Genomic DNA, 17,048 nt, shown 5'->3' on the forward strand with positions numbered 1-17,048 from the left:
ACTCTGGCTCTGTTTAATAGTCCTAAGTCGGTCGGATAACTAATGTCGGCTGGGGCGCAGGTTGCATCTACGATCAATTGGCCGCGATTGGATAACTCATTTTTGGCGTCCGAATCCTTTTTTTTTTCGGGTTTGACTGGCGTGAGTTCTCGCATTTTTTTGACCATGCGTTCGTTCACTTGATTAATTAGATTGGGACTAATACGCCCGTCGAAAGTGTACTAAGAGTGATGGGTCAAATGCGAGTTCGTTGCTGTAGCTTGATTGACCGATGAAGTATTGCAGATAGGGGTTTTCACGGATCTGTTCTACTGTTTCACGATCGCTAATTCCTAATTTTTCTTTAATAATTAATGCCCCCAATGCCATCCTAAAGCATTTAGCAGGGGCCCCCTTTTCTGTGGGGAAGTTGGCCGCATATTCTGATTCAAATTCTGACCACGGGATTATTTGGGCCATTTTTACCCAACGGTTATCTGCTGACAACTTTCCACATGAGGGGAGTTCAAAGTCGGAGGGTGAGGGGTGAGCAAGCTCAGCTTTTCGGTACACGATCGCAGATGGTGATGCACGAGTTTTGATCTATTTTACCTGTTTTTTTTGCACCTGACTTTCGATCGCACCAGTTCTTAACCCATGCTAGGTCAAGTGCGATCGATATATTCAGCAAGCCCCATGTAGCAGTTTTGCTGAGTTTTCCGAATTGTCTAGCGTCTTCATTGGTGAAGCCACGGTCAAAGGCGATCGCTTTTAATTGGTCAATGCGACGGTAACTAACAGTTGGTTTAGCCATGACTGACAAGCCTCAACCTGTCGGCCGTAGTCGGCTCTCCCTCAAAACAGGGATAGTGGAAATCATCAGAGCTGGTGCTATGTGTCCAGTTGATGTAATAGACCCAACCATCTTCCGGGCGATGACAGATACCCACAACCTCGCCAAATTCGATAAAGTCCTCGCCAAATTCACCAGTCCAATCAACGGCTATTGAGTCGCCAATATTAAACTCTGGCAAAGTTTGCCCATTAAGAGTTAAAGCAACCGACTGAGAAGGCGGCACAAAAAACAGCAAAGCGGCCGATGCGATTTTCTGCAATAACTCGCGACGGCCAAATGTAAAGTGTTGCGATCGTCCGTTAGGACAATCGGCTGAAAGTGGCATAATTTATAGGCTCCCAACGTTGTGATGTAACGGTTTGGGGAAGTCGTGGTTTGGCTAGCATTGCAAGTGCTCGTCAACCGCGCATCAATCTTCCTTAGTTACTCACGATTGCAGACTTACAGTTCCTTCTCAACACAGGGACTGTAAAGTTTTGTTTCGCAAAAGTTGCCCGTAGAATCAACATACTAATAGTATCAAAGCGGGCGTAAATGCTCCAATATTTTGTTATCTAAATAGTGGGAATTAATAATACTTTCCGACGTATCACACTAGCGAGCAATTACCGCAGATGGGATACCTTGCGCCAATTGTTCGCTAATAAAAGTATCGCGACAAGAATATGGGGTAGTAGGCTTGTAACCAGGTTCCCGCGTCTTGTCAGTGATAGGTACAACTATCTTGTGCCAAGCTCTTTGAGAAAAATTGCTGTAGTTGATTGCCTCCCCAGTTGGAGAAGAAAAAACCAATTCTTTAGAGCCAAACTGTTTTGGTTTAATTGACACTAAAAGCTCTTTCAATTCGTTATTGCAAGGGAATTTTCGGTGTTTGTTATTTTTACTGCCCTTACTCTCAACAGCCTTGCCCTCAATGAACTGAATACTGCTGTTGAACAAAACGTAAGAACAGTCTGGCGAGACATTCCCCCAAGTCAAGCCAATAGCTTCGCTAGGACGGCAACCCGTTAAAAACCAAAATTTTAGTAATGGGTAGTATGTGTTGTAACAGTGTCCGGGCTTATTTTTGTGAGACTCAAAAGCTTGTAGCACCAGCAACTTTTCTTCAGTGACAAAAGCATTAGGGGTGGGGTCATTCTGCCAGTTGTACTTAGGTAAATCATTGGCCATATCTTTGTAGGGACTAACAGGCAAAATAATTAACCCGTGCTTGATACCCCAATTAACAGCAGCATTTAAGTGGGTGAGAATGCGCTTAGTCATGTCCCCCGTTGTTGTCCCTAAAAGGACTTCGCGAACTTCTAGCGCTTGCAGAATATCCGAAGGACACTTAGTTATGTGTCGCCCCAACGTAGTTTGCAAGTAGTGCAAAGACTTTGGCTTGAGCGTACCCTCCTTGTAGTTTAGATATTTGTCCCACAACTCTTGCAGCGTCAGACCTGTTGTCCCAAATTTAGCCTGTACCAGATTGCTGTGTTTGTGGGGTTGGACAGGCTTGTATTTGCTTAAATCATTTGGGTCAAATATCCCTGTAAGGATGTCAAGCTCAATCTGCTTAGCCTTGCATTCTGCAATCGCCCGGTTTTCCAAAGTATCCGCCAGACCTACATACAGAAACGTATTTTTACCGGAATAAAGCTCGCGGGGCAAGTGAAGACGTAGCATACCTCGGCTTGCCATCACTCCTACAGTCACCTTTCTCCGACGCTGAGATTGGTTTGTTTGCACGATTGCGCCCTCAACTCTACAGGGCTACAATATCAAATTGTTGTGCATTTGTTGTGCATTTGTTGTGCATCTTGGTTTGGTTTTGCGTGACTAAAGGTTGAAAGACTTATGCACAAAGGAATTCAAGAATTTGACGCTACTGCCTTCTAAGCAGCGAGCCGCAGGTTCAAGTCCTGCCGTACCCGTTACACGAAGCTCGTATTATCAAAGGTTTGGGCCGTTTTCTGCCGTAAAGGAGACAGTGGCCCAAACCTTATTGATTTCGGATTTGTTTCGGATTCCGATATCGGAAACATTGCTTGTCTTGAACACGCGACCTCCAGCAGCCCAATTTCCGGTTGATACGGGGCTTATCTTCCCGCTTCCCGATCGACACTGCTACCCTTCTGAGTATATGCTTGCCACAGACGATGTGGTATCATAAAAAGTCTCTTGTGTCAATAGCCTAGCTCCTGCGATGTTCAAACAGCACCAGCAGCAGGTTGTGGGCCGAGTAGCCCTCAGGGGTTATCCTTAGTAATCAGGCTAGTTTCCGATAGGTTTGGATATGTTCCCAACAACTCTATTTCATATTCCCCAAAATTTAATGCTATTACTCGACCGCAGCGCGATCGACCGATTAAAGCCCCTATTGGCGCAAGCAACCGGAATGCCTATAGTTGCATCGGAAAATACGGCAACAATTGCGCTCGTATTGGTTGCTATGGGAATTCTGGGTTGGGGATTTTATCGCGCCAGACCTTTTGGCAAACTGGGAATTTTGGCTTGGTTGCAGTCTGTTGCGCTGATGAGTCCCTGGCTGCTGTTCTTTGGTTTGTTCGCCGCCGGAATTTACCTCAATCTAGTTGCGGTATTGTTGCTGCTAGTGGCATCCACGGGATTGTACATTTATCTGGGCCGGCAATTGCGTAAGGCTGCATCCGATACAGTGCTGCCGCGGCCGGATGCTGCTGAGGTAAAGTCCCAAAGCGATGCTTTCTCGGCCCCTGAGTCGCAGCGAACACCAGGCCCAGAAACCATTAAAATCGTCACTTCGTCGCCTGCTAATAATGAATTACAAATTATTCCCGTTCCAGTTGAAGACCTCAATTCAATTAAAGGCATCTTTGGAATTGATACTTTCTTTGCCACAGAAACCATTCCTTATCAAGATGGGGTAATTCTCAAAGGCAATCTCCGGGGAGACCCAGAACAAGTACACTCACGTTTGACGGCAAGTTTGCAAGAAAGATTAAACGATCGCTACCGCCTATTTTTAGTAGAAAATCAGGACGACAAGCCAGTAGTTATTATCTTGCCCAGCACCAACGACCCGCAGCCAACTACCGTATCTCAAAAAATCCTCGCAGTCGTGCTGTTGCTGGCAACAATTGCTACCAGCTTAGAGACAGGCGGTTTGCTGCTGGGTTTCGATTTCTTTAACTCGCCGACTAGATATCTAGAAGTTCTGCCAATAGCAGCCGGAATTTGGGCGGTTTTAGGCTCTGGGGAAATTGCTCGCCGAGTGCTGGCAAATCGGTACAAGGTTGGCTTGAGTTGGCCGTTTTTTATACCAACTTTGCAGATAGGTTGTTTTGGAGCGATCGACCGTTTTGAGTCGCTACTGCCCAACCGTAAAGTTTTGTTTGACATCGCTTTTGCCGGGTCAGCGGCTGGGGGAATAGTTTCTCTGCTAATGCTGGTAACGGGTTTGCTGCTGTCTCACCCCGGCAGTTTGTTTCAAATTCCCGCAGAATTTTTCAAGGGCTCGGTTTTGGTGGGAACTTTGGCAAAAGTGGTTTTGGGTTCGGCGTTGCAGCAGCAGATTGTTGACGTTCACCCGCTGGTAGTTATCGGTTGGTTGGGCTTGGTAATAACGGCGATTAATTTGATGCCGGCGGGACAGTTGGACGGGGGTAGAATCGTGCAAGCCATCTACGGTCGGAAAATAGCCAGTCGCACTACTTTGGCGACTTTTGTTGTGCTGGCTATCGTTTCTTTAGTTAATCCTTTGGCTCTGTATTGGGCGATCGTGATTCTGATTTTACAGCGGAATCTGGAGCGGCCGAGCCTCAACGAGTTGACTGAGCCTGACGACGCTCGCGCGGCTTTGGGTTTGCTAGCTTTGTTCTTGATGATTGCTGCGCTGTTGCCGTTGACTCCGGCTTTGGCTGGCCGTCTGGGCATCGGGAACTAGCAGTAGTCGGGCATCTTTGGTAATAGGCTCTTGGGTTGCGGTAAATTAGTGGAATCTAGGAATTGAGCGATCGAACTGGGGAACTGAAGGGCGATCTGGTTCCTAACTACTAATTTCCAATTAAGACCCGCGCCCAGGGCAATTTATCTACTACCAAAAGTTGATTTTTTTATATCCCAAAATTTGTTTAAACTTGATCGATTAAGTTTAAATAACTTATCTGAGCCTATAGGATAAAGTCATGGCTAATCAACTTCCTCCTGTATTGGTAACTTTTGATGCAGATGTTTTAATGGCTGGCAGAACCCAAGTGTGGCAAGAATATGCCAAGGTGGGAACTTGCTATATCCCGGAAGTAGTGTACGACGAAATAGATCGTCTGACAGGGCAAGCGGTGGAAAAAGAGCAAGAGCAAGTAGCTAGAGAGTTTATGCGATTTTTTGCCGACAGTGGCTGGATTGCAACTGACGCTCAGGAAACACACCGAGCTCTCGAACCTTCGATCAAAAATCAAAGCAAGCCAGCAATGCTGGTGGTGGCGACGGCTCAGTGCGTTTACGGTTTGGCGACCGAACACCCGGACGCATTGGTAATTTTTGTGTCCAACAGCCAGCCTCTGCTGAAGCGGCTGGCTTCTGTAGGCGCTACGAATCTCTGCGGGATTACCGGGGCGATGCTGTTAAATTGGGCGAGGAAAGGGGAACGCCCGCCGGCGGCGACTCAGCAATTGCAAAGTTTGATGCGTACCCTCGCCGAACGTAAATCGACTCAGCGCCCTAACAGCAGAATTCAGGATGCTGCTGTTGGCCCAACGGGGGCTTCTGCTAGCAAGTTAACGGGAACCCGCGGCGCTTCTGAGCTAAAATCGCCCAGCAGTTTTACTAAAACTAATAAAACGGGTTTGACTGAGAAGCGCAGTGCGAGTTCGCGCCCCAAAACGCCGCGGCGCAGTCGCGAGGAGTCGAGAGATTACGAGCCGGCTGTATATCGCATGAAACATATTACACCTCCGAAAAAAAGGAACAGCGGTTTTCTGTCTACTGTGTTCAATTTTTTGGGAGCGTTATTTTTCTTGACGGTAGCGGTAGGTATTTTGTGGCGAGTGTTCGATGTTAGGGGTTTTAGAAAGACTTTTGTGCCGGCTCTACCACAGCCTGTGCAACAATTTGTTAAGTCGATCGACCGTAAATAATCTGGTTTTCTGAAAATTTTACCTTCAGATCCGGCTGACTTGTGCGTTCGGAAACTGGGATGGCACGCTTGGTTAACAAATCGGTTCGCTCCCCTAAATATAGCGGTTAGGTGCTTGTAGCGCACCCTACGGTTAAAATTCCTGATCTTAGTCCTCTTGGAATTTTTAACCGCTAGAACCCGAACAGAATATGAACGCTTGACTTTAGCGCTCCAAAAATTCATAGCCATGCTGAACTCGAACGAAATACTTAGTGGATTAGCACTGGCTTTTGCGGGTTTTGCTTATGCTTTAGTCTTTTTTGTTCTTCTTCCCTTCAGACAGTACGATTATGCAGCACCAATTGGGGCTATAGCAATGGCGATCGCCCTTACTATAGCAATGAATTGGCTACTATCTGCATCGTTGCTAACTGGGTGGAGTTGGGTGGCTGCATTATTTGGTTTTCAGGTAGTCCTGATGTTTTTTGGTAGCGTGTTTTTGGAAGATGGGCTGTACCTGCCAAATTTGTTGTTTTTGGGAACTATGATCGTAGGATATGTGAGCGTTTATACCAGTTTTTCACAACAAAAAACACTGGTAATTGTGGGTTTATGTACAGTATTTTTTCTAGCTTTAATGTACTTATCTTTGATTGGTGGTTATGTGATCAAAGGCAAAAATCCGTTTCAGGGTTCTTCTACCCAGATGCTGCCGCTGTTGAATCAAAGGGTAGAAATTATCACCGACAATCCCAAACAATTGTATTTGAATGGTAAAACGGGCGAACTCACGCATATTTACCGTTATGAGGTGACAGTGAAACTAGATTCTGGAGGAGACAAGAGATTGATGTGGCCCTATGTCGATGTTTGGTGGCAGGATATTAAGGCTGCTAGCAAACAGAAATCGCAGTAATTTATATCGTTTCCGGTTGCACCTACGGTGCAGTTAGAGAGTCGATGGTAGGGTGTCCCCCACCATCTCTCCTACAAAACCGTGCTTGCGACTTTCACCGCACACGGCTCCTGGGTGATGTAATCCTGGTTATGGATACAGTACGATCGCATCAAGAGATGATTTCTACCGCTTGAGAGTTTTCCTTTTACCCCTACATCCCACCATCAGATTTTTCCGTGGCATTAGGCTTTTAAAGGGTTACTTAGTCTCTATCTTTTACACCACCCGGCGCTGTCAGCATATCTCTGCTATTACAGCGCCCGCATTGGCTTCTGCAACCATCCCTCACATTCACAGCTTACGGCTAGCAACCTACTTATGTTATTAAGGGCTATGAATGCTTTACTTCGTTCCGATTACACATTGGTTGAACATGACAGCGTAATGTTTTCCACCGGGTTTTTTGGGCAGTGCATATAAGTCAATCCGATAATTGCTTATGCCCTATCCTTGCCTTTTGGCTTGGTCTATCAGCCGTTTGACCATCTATCATAACGGTGGTTCAGACACATTTTTGCTTTCGCTACGCATAAGTTCTTGCTCGACAGCTACCCCTTTCGGCTAAGAGTCTTTCTGCCTTTTATCCCCGCTTTATCCTGTTGGTTGCTACCCAACAAAATAGGGGATATGCTTTTACCGCTGCACCTGCGGACTGGGACTTGACTTAATGCCTCACCCAGAAGTGTAATCAGTTATCACTAACTTCTAGGAGTTAGGCTAACCGTCCCTGGATAGGAGAACCTACCCATTTAGGTTAAACGAATCGCACACCGGAATTGATATCATTCACTATTTAAAGCTGGTGCTGTTCCCTCTACAGGTCGAATAATTGGGGGTTTATTGGTAGATGTTGCCTGAAAAAGTGCCTTGAGTGCCAAGTCTAGAGTTTCTGCCATGACTATGCGGTTTTCGTAGACCGCAATAACTCTGATTAAAGTTGGCAAACTATTGCGTTCGGCTTCTAAGTAAAGAGGTTCAACATACAGTAAAGATTGTTCAATGGGAATTACTAATAAGTTTCCTTGAATGGCTTTTGAACCCTGGCGATTCCAGAGAGATATTTGTTCGGAAATAACTGGATCTTGGTTAATTAAAGCTTCTATTTGTTCCGGGCCGTAAACTAATCGCTGTTTGGGAAACAGATACAACAGCAATTTTCCGTAATTGCCACCATCCGATCGCCCTGCAATCCAAGCAATTAAATTGTTGCGACTTACTGGTGTAAATGGCAGCAGCAAAATAAATTCTTCTGCTGTTTCCGTTGGCAGTTTCGTAATCAAATAATACGGGTCTACGGGCTGCTGTTCGCTGCCATAAATTTCACGGGGAACTCGCCACAAATCCTCCCGATTGTAAAATACTTGCGGGTCTTCCATATGATAAGCTAGCAAGCGTTCGGATTGAATGCTCAACAAATCTACTGGATATCTGATATGTGTGCGGAGAGCCGGAGGCATTTTGTCAAGGGGTTTGAAGAGTCCGGGAAAGATAGCAATCCAACTATTAATAATCGGATCGGAGGGATTGGCAACGTAGAAGTCAACAGACCCGTTGTAGGCATCAATCACTACTTTAACCGAGTTGCGGATGTAGTTAAAGTCATGATTTCCAGGGTCAGAATACGGATAGCGAGGACTTGCTGTATAGGCATCAATAATCCAGTAAAGATAGTTGGGAGATTTATCAGTTGCTGAGGGTGAAGGTTTAATCTCGTTGCCAGTTTCATCTTTTTCTTTTTCTATATCATCTTTGCTAAGATTGGCGTTTGCTACTACTAAATATGGGTCAGAATCGTAGCGCAAAAAAGGAGCGATCGCCCGGACTCTTTTATTAATATTTCGGCGGTACAGCAATTTAGTTTCTGGCGTGAAATTGCGCGTCAACGCCATTTGCCAATTTTTGAGATAATTAGCAAACAGCCAGCGCCGCCACATAGAGCCGATCGCAATTCCGCCCCTACCGCTGTAAGTATTGTAAACATTTTCTTCGCCGCTGGGATAATCGAATTCTTTGACTTTTGTGGGTGTCATGGCGTCGGTATCGGTGATTTCGCCGTAGTAAATTCGCGGGTAGCCGATCGGAATACTAGCCCGAATTTGATCGCTAGTGACTTCCAAAGCAGTCTCTCCTTTCTGGGCTGCAACTCCAATATCTTTGACAAAATAATCGGGTAAACCGCCGACACCCACTGTGTTTACGGGAGAAATAGTAAAGCCGTAACCGTGAGTGTAAACTAGGTGTTCGTTCACCCAAGTTTGAGCATCGGGGGCAACTGCTGTGTAATCTAATTCCCGCGCTGCCAGAAACACTTGTTGGCTGTCCGAATCTCCCTTTTGCGCTTTTTCATTTTTGATTGTGTAGCGATCGATATCGGCATCAGGAAATGTATAATAGGGTCTGATTTGCTGTAACTGTCGGTTTGTTTGCAGCAGCGGTCGCTTGTCCCACAGGCGGATGTTGCTAATAGTAAGTTGATTTTTTTCTAAGTCGGCATAAGTAAGTTTTCCGGCGGGATCGAAGGTTTTTATTTCGATTTGGTTGAGGTCAAAGGCTTCTTTAGTAAAGGCAATACTGCGCTGAATGTACGGCTGTTCTCGTGCTAGTTCGTTGGGTTGAACTATGAGTTGCTGCACAATTTGTGGCAGCAGCCAACCTCCCACCAAAGTTAAAGTTACCCATGCTAAAAGAATTTTTTTTATGAGTTCATTCTTAATTTTGAATTGGTAAACCTGGCACAGCATCAAAAGTGCGATCGCCCCCGCCAAAATACTCAAAAATCCATAGACGGGTAGCCGCACCGTCACGTCAGCATAATTTGCCCCGTAAGTAACGTCTCCTCGCGAATACAGCAATGCGTAGCGCCCCAACCAGTAGCGGAATGCAATGGCTAGCATTAAAGCTGCACCCAACCCGTACAAGTGACGCTGCTGCGATCGAGAAAACCCCAAAAACCTCCCTTGACTCAGGCTATTTCCTGACAGCAAATATGTTAAAGCACAAGATACTAAACCGTACAAAAATACAACTGTCAGCCCGAATCCTAGCAAATCTAAGATTGGCAAAATAAAGACATAAAAGCTAATATTTTGATTAAAAAGAGGCTCAGTTGTGTTAAAATTAGTAGGGTGGAAATATTGCAAAACTTTTGTCCAGCGACTGGCGGCAATCAGCCCGATCGCCAAACTGAGAAAAAGGGCGATCGCCCGCAGCCAAAAATCAGGCTTAATTACCACAGCTAAGATTGCGCCCAGCAGCAAGCCCAACTGCCACCAGTGAGAAAATAGCTGCACTGCTATTTGCTGGATTGACTCAATTCCCAACTGCACGGGCGGTGCAGGCAAATTGCCAGCTATACCGAAATAGGTGAGGCTGTTTGCAGCTAACAGCCCGCAGTGAATTACTGTCAAAGTTGCGATCGAACTCAATCCGAATACCGCCAACAGCAGCCAGGAAAAGGTAATTTGGGATTTAGCAACAGGTAATTCGTAATTCTTCCCGGTTTTGTTCGCCCTCAGTGAAGCGAATAGCGCCCCCGCAACCGGCGATTTCATTTCCTCTGCGGGATGTTGCAGGCGGCGGGCTAAAGCCAAATTTCCGAGCAAAAAGACAGAAGAAACAGCAATTGCGATCGCCCCCAGCAACCCTTGAGTTTTCAGCTTTAACAGAAAAACCTGAAGATATCCAACTTCCTGAAACCACAGAATTTCTGCCGCAATGCGGGAGGCCAACTCCAAAACCAGCCATAGCCCCGCAATCAGTAGGATTATTTGATAAATTCGCCTATTAGTCATTAGTTATTAGTCATTAGTTATTAGTCAGTAGTTATTGGTTGAATGATAACTGATATCAAGTCCGAGCAATTGCCCATCCCGAACGATGCTTTTGCCGCAAGGGTTGGAGGCCTTTTTATTAAGGGTAATTGACCGGACATAATATGACTCCTGCTTTCCTGTCAACTGGCAACTGACTAATGACTAATGACCAATGACTAATAACCAACTAGCTGTACTGCTGATTGACATCCACATCCAAATTAAACAGTGTTTGCAAAGTTTGCATCGCTTGCCGCCGCGCCTCAATATCCTGCTGAGCGCGCAACTGTACCATCGGATCGTGCAAAATCTTATTCACAATCCCCCTTGTTAAAGATTCAATCACATCTTGATGTTTCTCCGAAAATTCCGAACCAAGACGCGATAAAGCTTTTTCTAATTCTTGTTCCCGAATCAATTCTATCTTATCCCGCAAACAGCTAATAGTAGGAACAGTTTCCAGACTGCGCCACCAGAGATCAAAAGCCTCTACTTCCTGTTCCAGCAAGCCTTGAGCTTCCATTGCCATTTTGCGGCGGCTTTCGTGATTTTGAGCTACTACTGCTTTCAAGTCGTCCACATTAAACGATCGCACATTAGCGAGTTCGTTCGCATCTGAGTCAATGTTGCGTGGCACAGAAATATCCACCAACATTAAAGGGCGATTTGGGTCTAAAACAGATTCCAATTTAGCTTTATTTAACAGTGGCTCGGTAGCTGCCGTACTGGTAAAAACCAAGTCAGAACTGGCAATTACCTGCATCATTTCCGAGAGCTGATACAGGTGCAATTCAGCATCTTTAAACTGGCCTGCTAACTCCAGGGCGCCACGCACAGAACGGTTGACGATCGAAATATGGCTAGCTCCTTTTGAGAGCAAATGCTGCACCAAAAGCCGCGACATTTTGCCAGCACCGATAATCGCAATTTTACTGTTTGCTAAATGCTGACCCTTCATTTGAGCCAATTCTGCCGCCGCCGAACTGATAGAAACCGCACCAGTACCGATGCTAGTTTCTGTGCGAACTCGCTTCCCTGCTGTGAGAGCTTGCTTGAACAAGCGCTCTAAAATTCTGCCGACACCTTTGTACTGCTGGGCGAGTTTGTGAGTTTGTTTCACCTGAGCCAAAATTTGTCCTTCTCCGAGCACCAAACTGTCGAGACCAGAAGCCACTCGCATCAAGTGCATTACCGCATCTTCGTGCAGCAAAATAAACAGGTGAGGGCGCAAAGACTGCAAAGGAACTTTACTGCATTCGGAAAGGAACTGAATAACCTCTCGCACACCAGGCTCCGACTCGCTGGTAACAATATAAATCTCTAAGCGGTTGCATGTGCTGAGGATGGCAACTTCTTGAATGTGGGGGTAGCCGCGCAATTGGGCGATCGCCGCTTCAACTTTCTGTTCTGGAATGCTCAGTTTTTCGCGAACTTCAACCGGCGCTGTTTTGTGGCTGAGACCTACGACTGCAATATTCATATCTGTGATTTGTCACTATTTCTTTCTTAGTTGTTAACAGTCACCTGTTATTAGTTATTAGTTTATCGCTAATTGCTAATCACCGGTGACTGTTAACCGTTAACTGTTAATTGTTAACATTTAACTGTTAACCCCTAACTAATCACTAATTCAATTGCAAAGATTTCGGCTGGTCAAACATATGGATTGTATCCACAAACCGAGCAGTTTTCGACTGAGAAGAAATTACCAAGCTTTCAGTGCGAGCGCCGCCGCCAAAGAAGCGAACTCCATCCATCAGCGTTCCGGGAGTAATCCCGCAAGCTGCAAACAGAACTGTTTCTCCAGATGCCAACTCTTCAGCATTGTAAATCTTGTCTGGGTCTGTGATGCCCATCTCGTTCAGGCGGGCGATATTGCTCTCTTTGCTTTCACCGATCAAACCAGTTTTTACAACAGCCGGATCGTAAATTAACTGCCCTTGGAAGTGACCGCCTAAGCAGCGCATTGCTGCTGCGGAAATCACGCCTTCGGGTGCAGCGCCAATACCCATAAGTGCGTGGATGTTGGAACCAGAAAACGCGCAAGAAATCGCTGCCGAAACGTCGCCGTCGCTGATCAGCCGAACTCTTGCACCCGCTTGCCGAATTTCATTTATTAAATCTTTGTGCCGGGGGCGATCCATGACCACCACCACCAAATCTTCAATACTGCGGCCGAGACAATCAGAGATAATTTTGAGATTTTGAGTGGGCGTTTTGCGAATATCTACATGATTCTTAGCAGCCGCAGGAGCAGCCAATTTGTTCATGTAGAAATCCGGTGCAGCAAACAAACCACCTTTTTCAGAGATTGCCAAAACTGCCATCGAACCGTTTTGACCGTAAGCTACCAGGTTAGTACCTTCGCAGGGGTCAACAGCGATGTCAATTTCGATCAATTCATCTAGGTTGCAGAAATCTTTGGCATCTTCGCGGGTACAAATACCTACTTGTTCCCCGATGTAAAGCATGGGTGCGTCATCGCGTTCGCCTTCGCCGATCACGATGCGGCCGCGCATATGAATTTTGTTCATCCGCTCCCGCATGGCTTCTACAGCCACTCTGTCGGCTTCATCTTTCTCGCCTTTGCCCATCAAGCGAGCGGAGGCGATGGCTGCCTGCTCAACTACTTCGATAATCTCTAAACCGATTACATTGTCCACGAACTAGATCCTCCCAACTGCTGATGCGTGCCTTGTGCTCTTTTGCACTCCCAGCCATCAAGTTTATCAGAGGCGGGGATCTGTGCGAGCGCAAGCAGTTGCTTAGTTTGTGTTAACTTTTACTTCTTTGATAGTTGGGCTGGAAAATCTGAGTCCAACCAGCTCAAAGATCGATCGCCCCAATACTTCACTCTTGCTTGGAGGATCGCACGCTAGCCCCGTCTGAGCGCTAAATCGCGGACTCCAGAGGTTCCGGGGGAGCGAGGGGCTGTTTCAGGCAAGTTGTCATCCGAGTGGCGTTAAAGGTTTTATGATTAGTTTGCGATCGCACGATTTCTCCGAAACCCGGTTGCTGACCGGATTTATCGTTACTAAACCCAATATTTTGGTATAAACCAGGTTTCTGAGGGTAAGTCCTAATGATGACGAATCAAATGGACAGCCGCCAATCGGGACGCACTAGACTTTATAAGCAGGAAGCAATAAAAAATGATGATGAAAGCCCAAGATATTATGACCACAGAAGTTGTTACCATTCGCGGTTCAGCAACTGTAGCTGAAGCGGTGGCGATGATGAACGATTTGTGTTTGCGTGCGTTAATTGTGGAACGCCGCCACGAACAAGATGCCTACGGCATTGTCACGGAAACGGATATTGTTTACAAAGTAACAGCCTACGGAGTAGACCCCCAGAAAGTCCGCGTCTTCGAGATTATGACCAAACCGTGCATCACGGTGAATCCAGACTTGGGCGTGGAATACGTGGCGAGGTTGTTCGCAAATACCCGAATCCGCCGAGCTCCGGTGATTAAAGACAAACTGCTGGGCATTATTTCGGTAACGGATATCTTGACAAAAAGCGATTTTGTCGAGAAGCCCAAAAGTGTTTTATTTGAGGAAGAAATCGAACAGGCGATCGCGGATGCCAGAACTATCTGTGCCGAGAAAGGCGCTACTTCTAGAGAGTGCGCGGTAGCGTGGGATATTGTAGAGGAAATGCAGGCTGAGGCTTCTCACCAGCGATCGATGAAGCTTGACAAAACGGCTTTTGACGAGTATTGCGAGGAAAATCCCGAAGCTGCTGAAGCGCGGATGTACGAGAGTTAATATCATTTCCGGTTACACCGGAATGATGTTGACTGTTGACAGTGAACTCGAATTTACTATTCCGATGCTAACGGATTTGATCTAATTTAGTTATTAGTCATTAGCCATTAGTTATTAGTTATCAACTCTTATTTATGGATTGATAACTAATAGCTAACGCTCGGAAATAGCTTTTTTTCGGCTCGCCTCACGAAAAATAAAAATCTTAAGTGTTTGGCCCAGGCATACAAAACACGTCCAGCTTATTCCCATCAAGATCCCGAAAATATCCCGCATAAAACCCCGGCAACGGGCCTCTTGGTCCTGGAGATCCTTCATCCTTAGCCCCAAGTTCGATCGCTTTGTTATAAACTAAGTTGACTTTTTCGGGACTGTCAACTTTAAGAGCTATCATTACTCCATTGCCAACAGTTGCTCTGTTACCATCATATGGTTTTGTAATAGCAAGTGCTGGTAGCTCAACAGAAACGCCCCATGCGATAAATTGGTCGAATTCTATGAATCGTCGAGCGCCAATTTCAGCAAGCAAAGCATCATAAAACTTGGCTGCACTTTCAATATCGTTCGTACCCAGTGTAACGTATCCGATCATATTTTTTGTCTTCTAACTGAGGTTAAGATTGAAAAAATGTTTTAGCAAATAACAATTGAGTTAAACTAATCCTTATAAAACCCAAGCTACAACTCAAACATTATTTTACATCATAACTCAAACTATCTCGGTTTTGTCCGCTGCAATGATTTATTGCCGATCGCTAATACATTCGGGAGTGTCTCTACTTGGACTGTTGACGATCGCACTTACGGCCTTTGCTTTCATAGCTTCGGAAGCATAGGGCTTTAACAGGGGCAAAACTTCCTGAGCATTTTTAACAGAAGGATCGAGCCACTGTTCCCAATCGCTGTCGGGGAGAATCACCGGCATTCGATCGTGCATCGGCTGCACTGTTTCGTTAGCAGCGGTAGTAATTATACTGCAAGATACAATGTTTTCTTTTTCAGGAGATTCCCAATTTTCCCACAAACCGGCAAAAGCAAAAGGTTCGCCGTCTGCCTTTTGAAAATAGTAAGGCTGTTTGTTCTTTCCCTGCTGTTGCCATTCGTAGAAACCGTCAGCGACTATCAAACATCGCCTGTGCTTGATGGCGCTGCGAAAAGAAGGTTTTTCGGCTACAGTTTCCGAGCGCGCGTTAATCATGCGACTGCCTATTTTCATGTCTTTGGCCCAACTTGGAATCAGACCCCAGCGCATAAATTGGAACTGTCGCTGCATTTTTTTTTGTTCAACTGTTACTGTGGCAACTGATTGAGTTGGGGCGATATTGTATCGCGGTTTGATGTCGGGAGCTCCCGACAGTTTGAAGAACTCGGCTATGATTTCACCTGAAGTAGTTAAAGTGTATCGTCCACACATAATTTATAATTGGTATTAACAAAAAGGTAGATGGGTATTTACCGTTGGGCGGGGCGGGTTTTCGAGATTATTCGTGTTAGGCAAAGATGGTTTGTCAAACCCGCCCCTATGACACATTGCTAAATTGGGGAACATTCGCAGACAACCATTCTGCGCGCAACTTTTCAATAGCTAATTCTTTAAATTTAGCTTCTACTTCAATCCAAGGAGCCTGATAATAGCAATTAGGCATTTCTGTAATTAAATCGCTGTGGCGCGGATCGGCAAAAAACTCTTTTCCATTCGATATGTGTACTAATTGCCATTCAGGAACAGACCAAGTTGTGCGGGCTGCTGCGAGCATTTCTGCCACACTGGGATCGTCGTAAGTTTCTAAATGTTCGTGAATGACGTGGTGGTGGGCGTCAAAAACCATTGGTACGCCGGTATCGAGACAAACTTCTAAAATTTCCGAGGAACTGTAAGCGTATTCGTCATTTTCAAAGGTTAAGCGCGATCGAATGGATTCTGGCAAGTCGCGGATGACTGATGTGAGCTGCGAAGTGCGATCGCTCTTGCCACCGTGAATGTTCATCAGTGCCTGGGGCGATCGGGGTTGTCCCAACATATCTAAAATTAAAGCATGAGTGGCGAGAATTTTAATGCTGTTTGCAACGACATCAGGCTTGTCGGAACTGAGGACGACAAATTGATCCGGGTGGAGTACCAAGCGGATCCCCAAAGACAAAGCGCGATCGCCCGTAATCCGCAATTCCTCAGTCATGGAGTGTAGCACTGCTTCCCCCAAATCTGTATCTGCAAAAGGGAACAGTGCGGAAGTCATGCGGTAGAGCTTAATTTGATTAGCTGAACAGAAGTCGATCGCTTTGTCAAGCCGCTTTAAGTTGTCTGTATAAAGCTCGCGCAATACTGTTTCTTGTTCAGTTTCCGAAAGCTGTAAAAGTCGCTTCCGCGTGACAGTGCGAAAGCGAACTGCATCGGATGTTGTAATGCAGACTAACCCCAATTCCGGCAATTTTTCCTGTTCCAATCCTTGGTTAATCTCGCTCATTTATCAATAATTCCTAACTTGAATTTTAGGTTAAATAGTTTTGTCGTAAGGACTTTAGTCCTTTTTTTTAAGCTCTGAGGTACTACTGAACCTGCCAAAATAGTCCGGCAGAGAGTGAAATCCCTGGCGGA

At 45.8% G+C, this 17,048-nt stretch carries 14 protein-coding genes and 1 pseudogene; 5 read left to right on the forward strand and 10 right to left on the reverse strand.

Annotated features, from left to right (window positions below):
- From QUA74_RS14260 to QUA74_RS14275, 4 genes and pseudogenes are all read right to left on the reverse strand, one after another.
- Positions 1-552: pseudogene (locus tag QUA74_RS14260) on the reverse strand (transposase); the annotation flags it as partial.
- Entirely contained in the window at positions 536-793 is a 258-nt protein-coding gene (locus QUA74_RS14265) for a hypothetical protein (RefSeq protein WP_333329808.1), read from the reverse strand. The pseudogene QUA74_RS14260 and the gene QUA74_RS14265, both read right to left, overlap by 17 nt.
- On the reverse strand, positions 786-1,160 hold the full coding sequence (locus tag QUA74_RS14270) for a hypothetical protein (RefSeq protein WP_333329810.1): 375 nt from the start codon (positions 1,158-1,160) through the stop codon (positions 786-788). Before QUA74_RS14270 ends, QUA74_RS14265 begins: the two co-directional genes overlap by 8 nt.
- 269 nt (positions 1,161-1,429) lie before the next feature.
- Positions 1,430-2,563, reverse strand: a complete 1,134-nt coding sequence (locus QUA74_RS14275) for a tyrosine-type recombinase/integrase (protein WP_333329813.1) — start codon at positions 2,561-2,563, stop codon at positions 1,430-1,432.
- A 130-nt stretch (positions 2,564-2,693) separates the two neighbouring features.
- Here QUA74_RS14275 and QUA74_RS14280 point away from each other — a divergent pair, with 130 nt between their 5' ends.
- From QUA74_RS14280 to QUA74_RS14295, 4 genes are all read left to right on the forward strand, one after another.
- The gene (locus QUA74_RS14280; RefSeq protein WP_333329816.1) at positions 2,694-2,987 is read left to right on the forward strand and encodes a hypothetical protein; all 294 of its coding nucleotides are present in this window, start codon (positions 2,694-2,696) and stop codon (positions 2,985-2,987) included.
- 123 nt (positions 2,988-3,110) lie between these two features.
- Positions 3,111-4,739 carry a site-2 protease family protein gene (locus QUA74_RS14285; RefSeq protein WP_333329819.1) on the forward strand — a complete coding sequence of 543 codons (1,629 nt, stop codon included), beginning with the start codon at positions 3,111-3,113 and terminating at the stop codon, positions 4,737-4,739.
- Positions 4,740-4,980: 241 nt separating this feature from the next.
- A complete protein-coding gene (locus QUA74_RS14290) occupies positions 4,981-5,931 on the forward strand; it encodes a hypothetical protein (protein ID WP_333329822.1) in 951 nt (316 codons plus the stop codon).
- A 228-nt stretch (positions 5,932-6,159) separates the two neighbouring features.
- The gene (locus QUA74_RS14295) at positions 6,160-6,828 is read left to right on the forward strand and encodes a hypothetical protein (protein WP_333329825.1); all 669 of its coding nucleotides are present in this window, start codon (positions 6,160-6,162) and stop codon (positions 6,826-6,828) included.
- 824 nt (positions 6,829-7,652) lie between these two features.
- On the opposite strand, the gene QUA74_RS14300 is transcribed toward QUA74_RS14295, so the two are convergent.
- The 3 genes from QUA74_RS14300 to glpX all read right to left on the reverse strand — a co-directional run bounded on the left by QUA74_RS14300 (position 7,653) and on the right by glpX (position 13,345).
- The gene (locus tag QUA74_RS14300; protein ID WP_333329827.1) at positions 7,653-10,661 is read right to left on the reverse strand and encodes a UPF0182 family protein; all 3,009 of its coding nucleotides are present in this window, start codon (positions 10,659-10,661) and stop codon (positions 7,653-7,655) included.
- Positions 10,662-10,869: 208 nt separating this feature from the next.
- Positions 10,870-12,162 (reverse strand): glutamyl-tRNA reductase, encoded by a 1,293-nt coding sequence (locus QUA74_RS14305; RefSeq protein ID WP_333329830.1) that lies wholly within the window; start codon positions 12,160-12,162, stop codon positions 10,870-10,872.
- Between the two features lie 145 nt (positions 12,163-12,307).
- Positions 12,308-13,345, reverse strand: a complete 1,038-nt coding sequence (glpX, locus tag QUA74_RS14310; RefSeq protein WP_333219227.1) for a class II fructose-bisphosphatase — start codon at positions 13,343-13,345, stop codon at positions 12,308-12,310.
- Between the two features lie 489 nt (positions 13,346-13,834).
- Here glpX and QUA74_RS14315 point away from each other — a divergent pair, with 489 nt between their 5' ends.
- Positions 13,835-14,452 (forward strand): CP12 domain-containing protein, encoded by a 618-nt coding sequence (locus QUA74_RS14315; RefSeq protein WP_333329834.1) that lies wholly within the window; start codon positions 13,835-13,837, stop codon positions 14,450-14,452.
- Between the two features lie 205 nt (positions 14,453-14,657).
- Here QUA74_RS14315 and QUA74_RS14320 read toward each other — a convergent pair whose 3' ends face one another.
- The 3 genes from QUA74_RS14320 to uvsE all read right to left on the reverse strand — a co-directional run bounded on the left by QUA74_RS14320 (position 14,658) and on the right by uvsE (position 16,917).
- Positions 14,658-15,044, reverse strand: a complete 387-nt coding sequence (locus QUA74_RS14320) for a VOC family protein (protein WP_333329837.1) — start codon at positions 15,042-15,044, stop codon at positions 14,658-14,660.
- Between the two features lie 150 nt (positions 15,045-15,194).
- Entirely contained in the window at positions 15,195-15,866 is a 672-nt protein-coding gene (locus QUA74_RS14325) for an SOS response-associated peptidase (protein ID WP_333329840.1), read from the reverse strand.
- A gap of 106 nt (positions 15,867-15,972) precedes the next feature.
- Entirely contained in the window at positions 15,973-16,917 is a 945-nt protein-coding gene (uvsE, locus tag QUA74_RS14330; RefSeq protein WP_333329843.1) for a UV DNA damage repair endonuclease UvsE, read from the reverse strand.
- Between the last annotated feature and the right edge of the window lie 131 nt (positions 16,918-17,048).

This window comes from Microcoleus sp. LAD1_D3, assembly GCF_036702135.1.
Lineage (GTDB): Bacteria > Cyanobacteriota > Cyanobacteriia > Cyanobacteriales > Microcoleaceae > Microcoleus.

Excerpts from the sequence above, each read along its gene's own strand:
- QUA74_RS14290 (WP_333329822.1), top strand. The coding sequence starts at position 4,981 with ATGGCTAATCAACTTCCTCCTGTATTGGTAACTTTTGATGCAGATGTT.
- uvsE (WP_333329843.1), bottom strand. The coding sequence starts at position 16,917 with ATGAGCGAGATTAACCAAGGATTGGAACAGGAAAAATTGCCGGAATTG.
- QUA74_RS14270 (WP_333329810.1), bottom strand. The coding sequence starts at position 1,160 with ATGCCACTTTCAGCCGATTGTCCTAACGGACGATCGCAACACTTTACA.
- QUA74_RS14300 (WP_333329827.1), bottom strand. The coding sequence starts at position 10,661 with ATGACTAATAGGCGAATTTATCAAATAATCCTACTGATTGCGGGGCTA.
- QUA74_RS14315 (WP_333329834.1), top strand. The coding sequence starts at position 13,835 with ATGATGATGAAAGCCCAAGATATTATGACCACAGAAGTTGTTACCATT.
- QUA74_RS14265 (WP_333329808.1), bottom strand. The coding sequence starts at position 793 with ATGGCTAAACCAACTGTTAGTTACCGTCGCATTGACCAATTAAAAGCG.
- QUA74_RS14325 (WP_333329840.1), bottom strand. The coding sequence starts at position 15,866 with ATGTGTGGACGATACACTTTAACTACTTCAGGTGAAATCATAGCCGAG.
- QUA74_RS14295 (WP_333329825.1), top strand. The coding sequence starts at position 6,160 with ATGCTGAACTCGAACGAAATACTTAGTGGATTAGCACTGGCTTTTGCG.
- QUA74_RS14320 (WP_333329837.1), bottom strand. The coding sequence starts at position 15,044 with ATGATCGGATACGTTACACTGGGTACGAACGATATTGAAAGTGCAGCC.
- QUA74_RS14305 (WP_333329830.1), bottom strand. The coding sequence starts at position 12,162 with ATGAATATTGCAGTCGTAGGTCTCAGCCACAAAACAGCGCCGGTTGAA.
- QUA74_RS14285 (WP_333329819.1), top strand. The coding sequence starts at position 3,111 with ATGTTCCCAACAACTCTATTTCATATTCCCCAAAATTTAATGCTATTA.